Genomic DNA, 15,496 nt, shown 5'->3' with positions numbered 1-15,496 from the left:
TCGCCTTGACACCTGAAGGGGAAAATTTCATGGCTGTTCAGGAGATTAAACATGAATAAACGAAAATATCTCACCGAAACGGAGATAAAAAAAATCATCAACGAGGCGTATAAGGGAGCGAACCCGGAGAGGGATCGTTGTTTAATCTGGATGTGCTTCATTCACGGCTGCCGCGTCAGCGAAATTCGCCACTGGCGGCTATCTGATCTTGACCTGCATAACCACTCTATTTACGTCAAACGGCTTAAAAATGGCTTTTCCACAACGCATCCTCTCTTTTCCAGCGAGATGACGTTTATTCGTGAATGGCTGTCGGTGCGTAAAAACTATCGCAACAGCGACAGTGACTGGCTATTTCTTTCGCAAAAAGGAACGCCGCTATCGCGTCAGCGGATCCACGTATTGATTAGCCACTATAGCCAAAGTGCGGGTTTAAGGATTGCGGCCCATCCGCATATGCTGCGCCACGCCTGCGGTTTTTCGCTGGCCGATAAGGGCATGGATACCCGGCTAATTCAGGATTATCTCGGTCACAGAAATATTCAGCATACGGTGCTTTATACTGCGAGCAATGCTGCAAGATTTAAAAATATATGGTGACGCGATAACCAATATATTTCTTACTTGACATAATGTATCAGATTGTCACTAACATAATAAATCGCCAATAACCTGTCAACCCGTAAGGTTTTTCGCATCTCTAAAAATTAAAAACATTAATTATCAATAAATTAGAAACTAACGCCCATTTTCCAGCAAACCCTGACCTCAGCCGTCCCCCTCCGAAACGCCAGATTATTTACCATACATTCCTGAATTTATGGTTTTTAATATTGCAAAAATCGCCATCCTTGGCATCTACATCTAAAAAATCAACAAACAAAATAGATAAAACTAAACATGACACTTTGATACAAAATGTCTTCTGCAGAAATAAACCTCAGCGTCACTGAATCTATTTCAGCACGACATCTGGCTATCAGATTAATAAAGGCTCATGAGAAATTTATTTCTGTGAGGCTATTACCTTTCTATATTGCCTATAAGGACTACCTTATGAACAAGAGTCTTATTGCTGTTGGTCTGTTAGCCGGTGTCATGTCCGCCTCCGTATTCGCGGATGATGGCCGTATTAATTTTTACGGCTCCATCACCGATAGCGCCTGTACCGTGATCAATAATATGACCAACCCGCTGTCGGTTATGATGGGGAATGTCTCCAGCAAGGCCTTCACCGGCGCGGGCTCCACGGCCTCGGCGACTAAATTTATTATTGAGCTGAAAGATTGCCCGAAATCCGCTAAGTCGGCCACGGTAAAATTCGACGGCACGGCGGATAGCAGCGTCGGCACTATTCTGGCGCTCACCCAAGAGCCTGGCGTGGCACAGGGCGTCGGGATCCAGTTAATGGATAATAAAAACGTCGTCGTTCCATTATATACCGCCTCGTCCGCTTACCCGCTGCAGCCGGGCGGAAATAGACTCGCTTTCGTCGCCCGCTATTATGCGACCTCAAGCACCGTAAACGCAGGGTTCGCTAACTCTACCAGCACATTTACCCTCAATTACAACTAACGGATATTTCGTCAGCGTATTTCTTTTGCGCTGGCGTTATTTCCGCGGACCGGCAGCGGCCGGTCCGTCCCTTTTCGTATTTGTGGAGTCAATAGCTATCATGCATAAAGGATATAGAATATTTCCCCTTCTCCTCCTGGTGCTGGCGAACGAATTAGCGGCGGCGGCAGAAAGCGGCGGCGTCACTATTGGCGGCACGCGACTGATTTTTGATGGAAGCAAAAAAGAGGCCTCTTTAAGCGTCAGCAATTCGGATACCGGCCCTTATCTGATCCAGTCGTGGGTGGAGCCGCACAATAACGATCCGGCCAGGCCGCCGTTTATTATTACCCCGCCGCTGTTCCGCCTCGACGGCAATCAGCAAAACCTGCTGCGGATCGTCAATACCGGCGGTCAGCTCCCCACCGATCGCGAGTCGCTTTATTGGCTAAACGTCAAAGCTATTCCGACAAATACCGCCCCGGAAGATGCGAATACGTTGCAAATCGCCGTAAGAACGCGCCTCAAGCTTATTTATCGCCCCAACACGCTGAAGGGTATCCCGGAAGAGGTGACCCATAAGCTGAAATGGCGCCTGACGGGCAGCAGGCTAACGGTATCGAATCCGACGCCGTTTTACATGAATTTCAACGAGGTCAGGGTGGGCAATCATCCCATTACCGAAGCCACCTTTGTCGCCCCCATGAGCTCAGCCACGTTTGCCACACCCGGCAAGGTGACCGGCCTGGTGTCATGGAAAATCATTAGCGACTTTGGCGGCGTGGGAAAAAGCCACACGCAGGTTCGCTAACCCGCCGCTGCCGACGGTTTGCGCTGCGGCGATTTGCCGTCAGCTAAGGAGCATTTCAGGATGAACAAAAGAACCTCAAGCGACTCGCCCTTGAATTTAGCTTACCTTATCGCCACCCAGATTGTCCTGATCGTGGGGATAAGCCCCTCAGCTAACGCCAGGGAACGGTTCAACCCCGCCCATCTGGAAACCGGCGCAGGCGGTCTGGCCACCACCGATCTCTCCGCCTTCGAGGAGCATGGCGGGCAGCAGCCCGGACGCTACAGGGTGGATATTTATGTCAATGACAGCAAGGTGGATACCCGGGACGTTGAGTTCCGCATACAGCAAAACGCGCAGGGACAGAACACATTACAGCCCTGCCTGTCCCTGAACGATTTGGCCTCATGGGGCGTCATGATCCAGCGTTATCCGACGTTAGGCCAGCCCGATGCCAGCTGCGCAAGGCTGGCGGCGATTCCTCAGGCCAGCGCCGACTTTCGTTTCTCGCACCAGCAGCTGCTGTTAAGTTTCCCCCAATCCTCCCTTACCAACGCCGCGCGCGGCTGGGTCGATCCGGCGCGGTGGGATGACGGCATTCCGGCGGCTCTGGTCAATTACAGCGTCAGCGGCGCCAACAACCGGGACAAAAAAGGCGGCGGCGGCGGCGGAAACGCGCAGTACATTAATTTACGCCCCGGTCTTAATATCGGTCCCTGGCGATTGCGTAATTACACCACCTGGAACCGCAACAGCCAGAACGGTGAAAGCGGCACCTCAACAAAATGGGATACCGTTTATACCTACGCCCAGCGCGATATACGCTCGCTGAAGAGCCGACTGACGCTGGGCGATAGCACCACGCCTTCCGATATTTTCGACAGTATTCCGTTTCGCGGCGGCCAGCTGGCGTCTGACGACGATATGCTGCCGGAGAGCCTGCGCGGCTATGCCCCCGTAGTGCGGGGGATCGCCCGTACCCATGCCCAGGTCACGATCCGACAAAACGGATACATCATTTATCAGACCTACGTTTCGCCCGGCAGCTTCGAAATCACCGATATGTACCCCACCGGCGGTTCCGGGGATCTGTACGTCACCATCAAAGAGTCTGACGGCAGCGAACAATTCCTCGTGGTGCCCTACGCCTCGGTCCCGGTGCTGCAGCGCGAAGGCCGGTTAAAATACGCCATGACCACCGGCGTTTACCGCGCCTATGACAACGGCATCGATAAAGCCCCGCTGGCCGCCGGCACGGCGATTTATGGCCTTCCCGCCGGCTACACCGTATACGGCGGCGGCCAGTTCAGTAACAGATACCAGGCGTTAGCGTTGGGCATAGGTAAAAACCTGGGCTCCATTGGCGCCCTATCCACCGATATCACCCAGGCCTGGTCGCAGCAAAAAAATCGACCGCGAGAAGAAGGCCAATCCTGGCGTATTCGCTACAGCAAAAACCTGGTGCAGACCGGGACTAACTTCACCTTCGCGGGCTATCGCTATGCCACCAGCGGCTACTGGGATATGCAGGACGTTCTTAATACCTGGCGCGATGGGCGGCGCTACGTGATGCCGGAACGCAGGCGCAACCGCGCCGAGTTAACCGTCAGCCAGAACCTGTTTCAGATACCAGGCAACCTCGCGCTTAGCGCCATCGTGGAAGACTATTGGGATACAAACAAGCGCATGGAGTCATATAGCGCGAGCTACAACGGTTCGTATAAAGGCATCAGTTTCGGTCTGAGCTACAGCTATAACATTCACTCTGCGGAACGCTACGGCCAGCGCTCCGGGCGCATCTACGACCGCGATGGGCTGTTTGCGCTCACCATGAGCATTCCTCTGGAGAAATTATTCGGCGGCCATCCCACCTACGTCAGCTACATGATGAATACCAGTAAGCAGGGGAATACCACCAATAATCTGAGCCTGGGCGGTACCTTATTGGCCGATAACAATCTGAGCTGGAGCGTCATGCAGGGCTATGGTTCTCAGGGCCAGGGAAGCAATAGCGGGATTAATGCCGACTGGCGCGCCTCTTACGCCGAGACCCTCGTCGGCTACGCCCGCGATCGCTACAGCGAACGCGTTAACTATGGTTTGCAGGGCGGGATCGTGGCGCATCGCAACGGCCTCACCTTTAGCCAGCCCCTCGGCGAAACGATGGCGCTGATCGCCGCGCCCGGCGCACAAAACGTAGCGGTGCTTGGGCAGTCAGGCGTCAAAACCGATCGCTTCGGCTACACCGTCGTCCCCTACCTCAGCCCCTATCGCAAAAACGATCTCACGCTGAATACCGAAACCCTGGCCGATGATGCCGAACTGGCGCTGGCAACGCAGACGGTCATCCCCACGCGCGGCGCGCTGGTGAAGGCCAGCTATGAAACCAGCCTCGGTAAACGGGTCCTGATGACCCTGAGAAAACGCAACGGCGCGTCGGTACCGTTCGGCGCAACGGTTATCGATCCCGCCTCCCCGACGCCAAAAAGCTTCATCGTAGGCGATGGAGGACAGGTTTATCTGACGGGGCTAAAAGACGCGGGTCAGCTGGAGGTTAGCTGGAGTCACGACCCTGATGGCCGGTGCAGAGTGAATTACAGCCTGACGCAAAGCGCCAGCGGGATCATCAACCTTAATGCACAGTGTTTATAGCAGGAGCATGACGATATGAAACGAGTCAACGTCCCCCTTATGCTGGTTACTCTGATCGCCAGCGCTGCCCACGCGGAGAACAACTATTGTCCCAGTTCTCCGCCCACGCCGTTTACCCAGCAGCTCGCGCAGATCGCGGTATCGCGGGCGCTGCCGGTAGGCAGCGATATTCCCGGCACGCAGCGGGTCTTCACCTTTAACGGAAACTGCAAAGGCCGCAGCGGTTGGGCGGATGTCACCCCGGGGCACCCCATTATCGCCTGCTATTACGGCAGCGGCGAAGAAGTCGCGGGTTTTCCGGGGGTCTATGAAACCGGCGTCGAAGGCATCGGTATTGCGCTACAAAATAGCGCTGGCCAAAGGGTGAGTGGTATCGGCAGCGATTGCGATACGCGCGCGCAGGCGCTGGGGTATATCTCCCGCGACGCCAGCATGACCTTTGGATATACGGTCACACTAACGCTGGTAAAAACGGGGGATACGGCAACGAGCGGTACTCTCGATGTCGCGCAAACCAAATTTGGCATGGGGGTCTATGATACCGGTCTGGGCATCGGCAGCCAGGGGCAGCAAAACTATATCGGCTATGCCGGAGATATTGTTTATAAAGCGGTAAGCTGCACCGTCCCCTCGACGTTAACTGTCAACATGGGATCTGTTCCGGTGGGCCAATTCTCTGGTCCGGGCAGCACCAGCGACGAAAAAAAGCTGTCAATTCCGGTGCGATGCGACGATAAGGTCGCCGTGAATACGTCAATAAGCAGTCAAAATTATCTCTCCCCGACGCTCGGCGTAGTGGCCTTAAGCAATGAAATCGGCGTAGCCCAGGGGGTCGGCGTTCAGGTGCTTTATAACGGCTCGCCCGTCCAGTTCGATCGTTTTTTCCCGGTCGGCACCATCCCTGAGGCTGGCGCATCGATAACCCTGCCGCTCACCTTTCGCTATTACCAGAACACGCCGGAGATTCATCCCGGCCACGCCAACGCGGTGGCCACCTTAACGATGATGTACAACTGAGTTTATCCCGCTCTCGTTTCTCACTGCTTACTTAAGGAGTCGATAATGAGAATTATCGCCAGCCCGGCCGTCATAACGTTATTTACGGCGATTTCGTCGTCATTACCCGCTTATGCTGCGGATGTCACTCTTTATATCAACGGCGATATTGTTGCGTCTTCCTGCACCGTCGAAAACAACGGTATTTATAATATCGATCTCGGACAAAATATTCCCAGCCGCCGGCTTAGCGCGGCCAACTCTTACTCCGAGTGGAAAGAATTTTACGTCACGCTGAGCCACTGCCCTGTAGGAACATCAAGCGTTACCGCTCACTTTACAGGCCCTGTCGACGGAGCTGACCCTGATTTATATGCCAACGTGAGCAGCCCGGACAGTTCACGCAATGTCGCGATAGAACTTCAGCGTATAACCGGTTCAATTAATGCAGGCAGCGGAAAATCTATTGCCGTCGATGTCGATAATAACCGTCAGGCCATATTCGATATGCGCGCGCGCATATTTAGCGTCGCAGGTGACGCCACCGCGGGTCATATCAGCGCGATGGTCGTTATGAACTTTACCTATAACTAAAGGGTATCTGGCTCTTATCGAGCCAGATACTCCGGCTTCAGAGGGTAATCGAGCTAAAGCGCGCCGGATTGCTCGCCGTATACAAGACGGTATGCTGGATATTGCGATGGCCGAGATAATCCTGAATCAAACGTGTATCAACGCCCTCTTCCGCAAGCGCATAACCGCAGGCGTGGCGCAGCATATGCGGGTGTACCGGAACGGCAATGCCGGCCTGCACGCCATAATTTCGCATCATAACGTGAATGTGCTGTCGGGAAAGCGGAGTGCCTTTTCGCGACAGGAACAGCCAGGGAAGATCGGCGTTTAAACAGCTCGTGCGCTTAACCAGCCACTGGCTTAACGCCAGCTGTTCACGGGGCTGAAGAGGATGAATGGTTGAAAAGCCATTTTTTAAACGCCGAATGGCGATCCGCTGGCTGGATAAATCAATATCGCTCACTTTTAAAAAACGTAATTCACTTACGCGCAGTCCGTGAATAAAACACATGAGGAGCATGCAATAATCACGCAGCGAGCCATCCTGCTGCTGCGAAGCAGCAATTAATGCCTGCACCTCTTTTTTACTTAAATATTTTCGTTTTTTCATAGCCAACCTGACGGTTTCTTCAATGGAGCCCCTGTGATTCGGCTCCTGTATTGACTCTGCTCATGGCTACTGGCAATCCACTGTCGAGCAATCCTTGATAACTGCAAGTCCTGAACACTGTTAATAGTCATAAACGCTACCGCCCAATAATATCAAATATCAGGAATAGCCCAAATATCACATCGATAAAATTAAAACCAAATAGATTTCGCTGTTATGTAAATAAGGAGGTTTATAAGCTTATGCTATTAATATTTATCTTAAGTCTGATGAGGCGGCAAGTTTTTTTAAGTCTATGTGTAGACTCATTGGGGGTTTATTCGCCCCCTCAGCGTCATCGATAATGTTTTGGCTACAGTTTGCTGTTTTTTGGGAGTTCTCTTTTTTATAAGGAAATCATAAGCATGGAAACAATCCCTCGTGTGCAACATGACACAGATCTGCTCCGGACCATCACCAAACCCATAGACGACATTGATAAACTCATTCGCTGCCTGGCACCCAAATGTAACCAAATGTTAATGAATGGGAGACGAAACATCGGCATAGTAAAAGAAAACCAGCATCAATGCTTGGTTTTGTTCCGTGGCACGATGTCTTTATATCGCAACAACGATGGACTCATCATCAACTCCGAAACGAGTCCATTCATCTTTGGCATGAATAGTCAGCTACGTTATTCTCGGCATATTTACCTGCGCACCCAGGAAACATCTTCTATTGGCCTGATATCAATTAACGAGGCGCATAAGATCATCGCCGAACAGCAATTATGGGAAAATGTCTCACGACTTCTGGAATATTCGTCGGCCAAAGTCTACGCCCACTGCTTTAAGGTTTCTAAATTTTCCTGTTATGAAATCATCGTTCATCAGCTTATAGAATTAAATAATGAACCGGAAGCGATCAAAAATAAAATCACCGCCGCCAATTATATTCTGTCGAGAACCTTCTTGTCGCGCAGTGGGGTCATGAGAACCCTGGCCAAATTAAAACAGCTGGGCGCTATTCAGCTCCATCGAGGGATTCTGGTGACGATGAATCAACTGCCTCCCAGCCTAAAGCTTAGTGAATAACGTCTTTCGCCGAGCGGCCACCGCGATGAAGGCGCCGGCCGCATTCAGCTTGCGTTGACTCCGCCATTGCCGGTGGGCAGCCCCCTGCCCACCGGCAAATGCGAAACGAGGATAATCAGCAGTGACGATCCACGCTAATGTCGCGTAGCGCGGCGGCCATATCCAGCTGGGCCAGCTCTTTCAAGCCTTCTCGCTTGATAAACTGGCTCCGGTGCTTGCTTTTAACCTCTTCCAGGCTTTTCTTTATCTCGTTCGCCGGTAATTTATACCAGCCGCGACGATGCTTCTCACCGCCAATTTCCAGCCAAAGCTCAGAATAGCTGGTTTTTACTCTGTCGCTTTTAACATGGTAATGGCTGTCGATCGCATAGATCTCCTTGATATTGAAATGCGACAAAAAACCGTACAGCAGCGTGATAATTAAGTTCTTAGGTCGGATGCCGTAAAGCTCCTTGGTCAGCGCTTTCACTTCTTCATTATCAATGTCTTTCCCACCCTGGATGCCGCCAATCCAGGCCCGGCCATCTTCGGTGCAGGAAAAACAGATACTGTAGACGCGTTTATCACCCAGGAACATTAATAGCATCAGCTCCCCCTCCTCCTGAAAAGGCGATGCCAGCAGCTTCACATCAATGCAGGTACCGTTTTTCAGTGGAATAGTGATTAGCGAACGACCAAATGCTTTCATATCGTACAGCTGCGGCAACGCCTCGGGAAGAAAGGTTTTCTCTATAAAATTCAAAGCGCCATGAGCAATATTGAGCTTCGCTCTTTTTGACATCTTTTTATTTAAATAGGCCTTAAAGGGTTTATCTTCAAAGTTAACCAGCCCCTCGGTTGCTCCTGTTAGTTTTGCGCAAGCGTAATTTTCACATAACGTCTGATATTCCTTATATTTTCCTCCGATTAAAGATATTTCTCTGCATTTCCGCAATACCTTTTTATAGTTGAGTTTAACGTGACAAATAAATTTATTAGTTTTCCGCCATTCTTTGATAGCGGCTACTGCTGTTGTCGAGACCATTGACCATAATCCATAGATACATCCATAAGCCGGTCAATATTAGCATATTTTATACAAGTCAATGTCTAACCCAGCGCTCGTTGTCGATTCGTTTAATAAATAATTTGATCGCGACTATAATAATCACCGGCAGGTTATAAAACATGCTTTCAACTATTATTATTAGTAGGATCCCGACCCGCGCTCGCTCCCGACAGCACGCAATAACACACCCGCACTTATCGCTATGTGCTACACGGGTTCACACCGGGTGCATCCCCCCGGCGTTTTGCCTATGCTTGCTCACGGTCAAAACTGAACTTAAGTGGGTAACGCATGGAAATTGATCTCGATAACCTCGTCTTTAGCGGGCTGGAAGAAGCGCAAGAGCGCAACGCTGAGCGCCTTGAAGAGGCCGATAAAAAAGCGCAGGCCGTTGTTGCCGACGATGACTGCGGCGACGCCTGTAAGATCTAACGACGAAACCGGCTGCCCTGCCGGTTTTTTTTACCTGCCTCTCCCCCAGGGGATGCCCGCGGCCAGCGACATCACCGTGGCAATCAGAAAGATAAAGCCGATCGCGAAACCGGATGGAATAACGCCGGAGGTAATGGAGGCAATATACTGCCCGGTGTTCAGTTCCGCTGAAATATGCCCCATCAGGAAAGCCAGGATCATGATTAAACTAATTTTAACTATGCTGGCTTAGCCGATATAAACTTCTTTGAAAAGTTCTCAACGTTCAGAATACCGCGCGCGGAACCAGATAAAAGAGATTTGCGTCCTTCAATCACTATTAAAATGTATATCAGACAAGGAAGAAAATTTTGCCTATTTTCACTCTATTCAGGGAAAAAACGAGAAAACTGTTCTCTACACGCCAAAATCAATAATCATTAAGCAATTGATATAAAATAACTTTATTTTAAAGGGTGATGTTAATCACAAAAGGTAGAGGAAAAATCTTCTCCTGCACGCTTCCGCTGGATCTTTTTTTCGTCCTGCCGCTCACAGCCTGAGCCACCGCTGCGAAGAATGAGTTAGAGCTATTTTCTTTAGAATGCTGTATGGTCATACGCTCTTAAATCAGGAAATATCATATGTCAGAACGCAAAGACGCTAAAACTCGCCGTAATTATCTGGTTAAATGCTCCTGCCCTAACTGCTCCCAGGATTCAGAACACAGCTTCAGCCGAGTCCAAAAAGGTGCGCAACTCATTTGTCCCTACTGCCATAAACTCTTTCAGTCCTCATCACGTCCCGCTGCATAATTTTCTCTTGCCAGATGCCGATTGCCGCGCGTGGTTGAGCAATAATCAGCCAGCGCCGATCTCTTTTGGCGAAAAAAAGCCCGCCAGCGCGGGTTTTATTTTGATTTGAATAGACTTCCCGCGCGCTTACTGTATAGTCGTGCCGGTTTTCATATTTAAAAGGTATTTCGTTGTTCCAAAAAATGACAGGTATTGTCAAAGCATTTGATAATAAAACAGGCAAAGGCCTGATAATCCCCTCCGATGGTCGCAAAGACGTTCAGGTTCATATTTCCGCATTATCGCCCGGCGAACCCACCACAATCAGCCCGGGAATCCGCGTTGAATTTCGTCGCGTTAACGGACTGCGAGGGCCAACCGCCGCCAATGTCTATCTTTCGTAAACACCGGCTCCAGGCGCTACCGAGCGGATTAAAACATGGCCAGAAAACGCTTCACCGTGCGCGAGCGCTCGTAGCGTCGCCAGGCGATAGCAATATCGGTTTTTAGCGGCGTGCCCGACAAAGGGTGATAGCTGACGTTAGGTAGCGTGATGCAGGTCATGGACTGCGGCACCAGCGCAAACCCGAATCCGGCCTCCACCATGCTTAACGACGATGATATTTGCGATGACTGATACGTTCGTTGCATATCAATACCGGCGCGCAGATAGCTGTTATACACCAGCTCATACAGCCCCGGAGCCACTTCCCGCGGGAAAAGAATCGGCGCCACGTCCGTTAACTGCTCCAGCGTCAGCTCGCTGTGGGACGACAGCGGATGCGAACGCGCCAGCGCAATCACCATCGGCTCCTGGTCGATAATTCGCAGGTTGAACGCTTTACTGCTTTCACAGGGCAGGCGCACAAAAGCGATATCCAGCTCCGCTTCGCCAAGCGCCCCCATCAGCGTCGCCATATTGCCCTCGACCTGATGTAACGTGACTCCCGGGTGACTGTGCTGAAACTGCTGGAGCAGGCTAAAGATCTGCGGATGAAAGGCATCAGAACTGGTAATGCCCAGCGAGAGTCGGCCGTTCAACCCGCGGGCGATCCCCTTGGTCTTTTCCAGCGCCGCGTCGCTTAATGCCAGGATCTGGCAGGCATCCTCATAGAAAGACTCCCCCGCTTCCGTCAGCTCGACGCCGCGGGTTAAACGGCGGAAAAGCGGCGTGCCAATTTCCCGTTCAAGTCTCTGTATTTGCTGGCTTAATGGCGGCTGGGAGATGCCAAGTTCTTTTGCCGCTTTAGTGAAGTGTCGCGCCTCAGCGACGGCGACGAAGTAGCGCAGATAACGAAGTTCCATATCGAAAACGTCTCAAAAAATCATAGATTCTATATTGGAACTGTGAGCTGAATCGCGTCAACATTTATTTAACCTTTCTGATATTCGTTGAACGAGGAAGCGGGTAATGAACCATTCTGCTGAATGCTCTTGCGAAGAGAGCCTGTGTGAAACTCTACGAGGATTTTCCGCGCAACATCCCGATAGCGTCATCTACCAGACTTCTCTGATGAGCGCGCTGTTGAGCGGCGTTTATGAGGGCAATACCACCATCGCCGATTTGCTCACCCACGGCGATTTCGGCCTGGGCACCTTTAATGAACTGGACGGCGAGCTGATCGCGTTTAGCAGCGAGGTTTACCAGCTGCGCGCCGACGGCAGCGCCCGCAAAGCCCGCATGGAGCAGCGTACGCCCTTCGCGGTGATGACCTGGTTTCAGCCGCAGTACCGCAAAACGTTTGATAAACCGGTCAGCCGCGAACAGCTGCACGACATTATCGACCGGCAAATCCCCTCCGATAATCTGTTCTGCGCCCTGCGTATCAACGGCCATTTTCGCCACGCCCATACCCGCACCGTACCGCGCCAGACGCCGCCCTACCGGGCGATGACCGACGTGCTCGACGACCAGCCCGTTTTCCGCTTCAACCAGCGCGAAGGGGTACTGGTGGGGTTTCGCACGCCGCAGCATATGCAGGGCATTAACGTTGCCGGCTACCACGAACACTTCATCACCGATGACCGCCAGGGCGGCGGCCATCTGCTCGATTATCAGCTCGACCACGGCGTGCTGACCTTTGGTGAGATCCACAAATTGATGATTGACCTTCCTGCCGATAGCGCCTTCCTGCAGGCGGATCTGCATCCTGACAATCTTGATGCCGCCATTCGCTCAGTCGAAAACTAAGGAGATTCTCGTGGATAATCAACATCAACCGCGCCAGTGGGCGCACGGCGCCGACCTTATCGTCAGCCAGCTTGAGGCGCAGGGCGTACAACAGGTGTTCGGCATTCCAGGGGCCAAAATCGATAAAGTCTTCGATTCGCTGCTGGACTCCTCCATTCGCATTATTCCGGTACGCCACGAAGCCAACGCCGCGTTTATGGCCGCCGCGGTTGGCCGCATCACCGGGAAAGCGGGCGTCGCGCTGGTCACGTCCGGCCCCGGCTGCTCCAACCTGATTACCGGCATGGCCACCGCAAACAGCGAAGGCGACCCGGTGGTGGCGCTGGGCGGTGCGGTAAAACGCGCCGACAAGGCCAAACAGGTGCACCAGAGTATGGATACGGTGGCGATGTTTAGTCCGGTAACCAAATACTCGGTGGAAGTCACCGCCGCGGAAGCGCTGGCGGAAGTGGTTTCCAACGCGTTTCGCGCCGCCGAGCAGGGACGTCCCGGCAGCGCCTTCGTCAGCCTGCCGCAGGACGTGGTCGACGGGCCGGTCCACGCCAGGGTTCTGCCCGCCAGCGATGCGCCGCAGACCGGTGCGGCGCCGGACGAAGCCATTGAGCGAGTCGCGAAGATGATTGCCGGCGCTAAAAATCCAATATTCCTGCTCGGCCTGATGGCCAGCCAGGCGGAAAACAGCGCGGCGCTGCGTGAATTGCTGAAAAAAAGCCATATCCCGGTTACCAGCACCTATCAGGCCGCCGGCGCGGTGAATCAGGACCACTTTACCCGCTTCGCCGGGCGGGTTGGGCTGTTCAATAACCAGGCGGGGGATCGACTCCTGCATCTCGCCGACCTGGTCATCTGCATCGGCTATAGCCCGGTGGAGTACGAACCGGCCATGTGGAATAACGGCAACGCCACGCTGGTGCATATCGACGTGCTGCCGGCTTACGAAGAGCGCAACTATACCCCGGACATCGAGCTGGTCGGCAATATTGCCGCCACTCTAAACAAACTCTCTCAGCGTATCGACCACCAGCTGGTGCTGTCGCCGCAGGCCGCCGAGATCCTGGTTGACCGCCAGCATCAGCGGGAGCTGCTCGACCGCCGCGGCGCACAGCTGAACCAGTTTGCCCTTCATCCGCTGCGCATCGTTCGCGCCATGCAGGACATCGTCAACAGCGACGTAACGCTGACCGTCGATATGGGGAGCTTTCATATCTGGATCGCCCGCTATCTCTACAGCTTCCGCGCCCGTCAGGTCATGATTTCCAACGGCCAGCAGACCATGGGGGTGGCGCTGCCGTGGGCGATTGGCGCCTGGCTGGTGAACCCGCAGCGCAAAGTGGTTTCGGTTTCCGGCGACGGCGGCTTCCTGCAATCCAGTATGGAGCTGGAGACCGCCGTACGGCTAAAAGCTAACGTCCTGCATATCATCTGGGTCGATAACGGCTACAACATGGTGGCGATTCAGGAAGAGAAAAAATACCAGCGGCTCTCCGGCGTTGAGTTCGGTCCGGTGGACTTTAAAGCCTACGCCGAAGCCTTCGGCGCCAAAGGGTTTGCGGTAGAGAGCGCTGCCGCCCTTGAGCCGACGCTGCGGGCGGCGATGGACGTCGACGGCCCCGCCGTGGTCGCCATCCCCGTTGATTACAGCGACAACCCGCTGCTGATGGGCCAGCTTCATCTCAGTCAAATACTTTGAGTTACTACAGAAGGAATCCAGCAATGAAAAAAGTCGCACTCGTGACCGGCGCGGGCCAGGGCATCGGGAAAGCTATCGCCCTTCGCCTGGTTAAAGATGGTTTTGCCGTGGCTATCGCCGATTACAATGACGCCACCGCACAGGCGGTCGCCGATGAAATTAACCGCGGCGGCGGTCAGGCGCTGGCGGTGAAGGTGGATGTCTCTAAACGCGACCAGGTTTTTGCCGCCGTAGAACAGGCGCGGAAGGGCCTGGGCGGTTTTGACGTGATTGTGAACAACGCCGGGGTGGCCCCCTCCACGCCTATCGAAGAGATTCGCGAGGACGTGATCGATAAAGTCTACAATATCAACGTCAAAGGCGTTATCTGGGGTATCCAGGCCGCGGTAGAGGCGTTTAAAAAAGAGGGCCACGGCGGCAAAATCATCAACGCCTGCTCCCAGGCGGGCCACGTGGGTAACCCGGAACTGGCGGTCTATAGCTCAAGTAAGTTTGCCGTGCGCGGCCTGACGCAAACCGCCGCCCGCGATCTGGCGCATCTGGGAATTACCGTTAACGGCTACTGCCCGGGGATCGTTAAAACCCCAATGTGGGCGGAAATCGACCGTCAGGTTTCCGAAGCGGCGGGTAAACCGCTGGGCTACGGGACCCAGGAGTTCGCCAAACGCATTACCCTTGGACGGCTTTCCGAGCCGGAAGACGTCGCGGCCTGCGTCTCTTATCTCGCCGGTCCGGACTCCAACTATATGACCGGCCAATCGCTGCTGATCGATGGCGGCATGGTATTTAGCTAATAATAAATAAGCTCTGACATGGTTTGCCCCGGCTTCAGCGCCGGGGCTTTTTTATCTCACCCTTTAGGGAAGATCCACAGGTCGCTGACGGGCAAGGCCAGATGGCAGCGCTCGGCATCGCGCAGCGCGCTGCCGTAGGCGCGAATGGCGAAATCATCGCCCTCGGTGCGAAACAGGTACTCCCAGCGGTCGCCGAGATACATACTGGTCAGCAGCGGCAGTGCCAGCATATTCTCCTCAGGCGCTGAGGCGATGCGCAGGCGTTCAACGCGGATCACCGCCGTCGCCTCTTCCCCCACCTTGACCCCCTCCCCGAC

At 53.3% G+C, this 15,496-nt stretch carries 17 protein-coding genes and 2 pseudogenes; 13 read left to right on the top strand and 6 right to left on the bottom strand.

What is annotated here, in order from left to right; all coding sequences use genetic code 11:
* Positions 1 to 51 precede the first annotated feature (51 nt).
* From ACESQ2_RS07190 to ACESQ2_RS07165, 6 genes are all read left to right on the top strand, one after another.
* The gene (locus ACESQ2_RS07190) at positions 52 to 600 is read left to right on the top strand and encodes a tyrosine-type DNA invertase (protein ID WP_032749775.1); all 549 of its coding nucleotides are present in this window, start codon (positions 52 to 54) and stop codon (positions 598 to 600) included.
* Positions 601 to 1,056: 456 nt separating this feature from the next.
* Positions 1,057 to 1,575: a fimbrial protein gene (locus ACESQ2_RS07185; RefSeq protein WP_046878505.1), complete on the top strand. Its 519-nt coding sequence runs from the start codon at positions 1,057 to 1,059 to the stop codon at positions 1,573 to 1,575.
* 100 nt (positions 1,576 to 1,675) lie between these two features.
* Positions 1,676 to 2,365, top strand: coding sequence for a molecular chaperone (locus ACESQ2_RS07180; protein WP_046878506.1), 690 nt, complete (start codon positions 1,676 to 1,678; stop codon positions 2,363 to 2,365).
* Between the two features lie 60 nt (positions 2,366 to 2,425).
* A complete protein-coding gene (locus ACESQ2_RS07175; protein WP_373170266.1) occupies positions 2,426 to 4,996 on the top strand; it encodes a fimbria/pilus outer membrane usher protein in 2,571 nt (856 codons plus the stop codon).
* Between the two features lie 15 nt (positions 4,997 to 5,011).
* On the top strand, positions 5,012 to 6,013 hold the full coding sequence (locus tag ACESQ2_RS07170; RefSeq protein WP_373170265.1) for a fimbrial protein: 1,002 nt from the start codon (positions 5,012 to 5,014) through the stop codon (positions 6,011 to 6,013).
* Between the two features lie 45 nt (positions 6,014 to 6,058).
* A complete protein-coding gene (locus ACESQ2_RS07165) occupies positions 6,059 to 6,586 on the top strand; it encodes a fimbrial protein (RefSeq protein ID WP_025105874.1) in 528 nt (175 codons plus the stop codon).
* Between the two features lie 37 nt (positions 6,587 to 6,623).
* Here ACESQ2_RS07165 and ACESQ2_RS07160 read toward each other — a convergent pair whose 3' ends face one another.
* Positions 6,624 to 7,175, bottom strand: coding sequence for a tyrosine-type DNA invertase (locus ACESQ2_RS07160; RefSeq protein ID WP_004851620.1), 552 nt, complete (start codon positions 7,173 to 7,175; stop codon positions 6,624 to 6,626).
* Positions 7,176 to 7,579: 404 nt separating this feature from the next.
* Between ACESQ2_RS07160 and ACESQ2_RS07155 the strand changes: the two genes are divergently transcribed.
* Entirely contained in the window at positions 7,580 to 8,251 is a 672-nt protein-coding gene (locus ACESQ2_RS07155; RefSeq protein WP_046878510.1) for a helix-turn-helix domain-containing protein, read from the top strand.
* 115 nt (positions 8,252 to 8,366) lie between these two features.
* On the opposite strand, the gene ACESQ2_RS07150 is transcribed toward ACESQ2_RS07155, so the two are convergent.
* Positions 8,367 to 9,275 carry a DUF535 family protein gene (locus ACESQ2_RS07150; protein ID WP_025105876.1) on the bottom strand — a complete coding sequence of 303 codons (909 nt, stop codon included), beginning with the start codon at positions 9,273 to 9,275 and terminating at the stop codon, positions 8,367 to 8,369.
* A 315-nt stretch (positions 9,276 to 9,590) separates the two neighbouring features.
* On the opposite strand from ACESQ2_RS07150, the gene ACESQ2_RS07145 reads away from it, so the two are divergent.
* Positions 9,591 to 9,731 (top strand): hypothetical protein, encoded by a 141-nt coding sequence (locus tag ACESQ2_RS07145; RefSeq protein WP_004851627.1) that lies wholly within the window; start codon positions 9,591 to 9,593, stop codon positions 9,729 to 9,731.
* A gap of 42 nt (positions 9,732 to 9,773) precedes the next feature.
* Here ACESQ2_RS07145 and ACESQ2_RS07140 read toward each other — a convergent pair.
* Positions 9,774 to 10,037, bottom strand: a pseudogene (locus ACESQ2_RS07140) (Na+/H+ antiporter NhaC family protein); the annotation flags it as partial.
* 317 nt (positions 10,038 to 10,354) lie between these two features.
* On the opposite strand from ACESQ2_RS07140, the gene ACESQ2_RS07135 reads away from it, so the two are divergent.
* Positions 10,355 to 10,525, top strand: a complete 171-nt coding sequence (locus ACESQ2_RS07135; RefSeq protein WP_213220741.1) for a YnfU family zinc-binding protein — start codon at positions 10,355 to 10,357, stop codon at positions 10,523 to 10,525.
* Here ACESQ2_RS07135 and ACESQ2_RS07130 read toward each other — a convergent pair.
* Entirely contained in the window at positions 10,470 to 10,748 is a 279-nt protein-coding gene (locus tag ACESQ2_RS07130) for a hypothetical protein (protein WP_373170314.1), read from the bottom strand. The genes ACESQ2_RS07135 and ACESQ2_RS07130 overlap by 56 nt on opposite strands.
* Here ACESQ2_RS07130 and cspF point away from each other — a divergent pair.
* Complete coding sequence (gene cspF, locus ACESQ2_RS07125; protein ID WP_004136705.1) at positions 10,696 to 10,908, top strand: cold shock-like protein CspF; 213 nt, start codon at positions 10,696 to 10,698, stop codon at positions 10,906 to 10,908. The two genes, ACESQ2_RS07130 and cspF, sit on opposite strands and share 53 nt — an antisense overlap.
* A gap of 28 nt (positions 10,909 to 10,936) precedes the next feature.
* On the opposite strand, the gene ACESQ2_RS07120 is transcribed toward cspF, so the two are convergent.
* Positions 10,937 to 11,809, bottom strand: coding sequence for a LysR family transcriptional regulator (locus ACESQ2_RS07120; RefSeq protein WP_014229640.1), 873 nt, complete (start codon positions 11,807 to 11,809; stop codon positions 10,937 to 10,939).
* A gap of 106 nt (positions 11,810 to 11,915) precedes the next feature.
* On the opposite strand from ACESQ2_RS07120, the gene budA reads away from it, so the two are divergent.
* The 3 genes from budA to ACESQ2_RS07105 are packed head-to-tail and all read left to right on the top strand — an operon-like array spanning position 11,916 to position 15,179.
* Positions 11,916 to 12,695, top strand: coding sequence for an acetolactate decarboxylase (gene budA / locus ACESQ2_RS07115; protein WP_004851637.1), 780 nt, complete (start codon positions 11,916 to 11,918; stop codon positions 12,693 to 12,695).
* Positions 12,696 to 12,705: 10 nt separating this feature from the next.
* Positions 12,706 to 14,385, top strand: coding sequence for an acetolactate synthase AlsS (alsS, locus tag ACESQ2_RS07110; protein WP_014838692.1), 1,680 nt, complete (start codon positions 12,706 to 12,708; stop codon positions 14,383 to 14,385).
* 23 nt (positions 14,386 to 14,408) lie between these two features.
* Complete coding sequence (locus ACESQ2_RS07105; RefSeq protein WP_014838693.1) at positions 14,409 to 15,179, top strand: (S)-acetoin forming diacetyl reductase; 771 nt, start codon at positions 14,409 to 14,411, stop codon at positions 15,177 to 15,179.
* A 56-nt stretch (positions 15,180 to 15,235) separates the two neighbouring features.
* Here ACESQ2_RS07105 and ACESQ2_RS07100 read toward each other — a convergent pair.
* Positions 15,236 to 15,496: pseudogene (locus ACESQ2_RS07100) on the bottom strand (ABC transporter ATP-binding protein); the annotation flags it as partial.

The organism is Klebsiella sp. Q11 (genome assembly GCF_964241505.1).
Taxonomy (GTDB): domain Bacteria; phylum Pseudomonadota; class Gammaproteobacteria; order Enterobacterales; family Enterobacteriaceae; genus Klebsiella; species Klebsiella michiganensis.
This window is presented reverse-complemented; position numbering and strand designations above follow the sequence as displayed.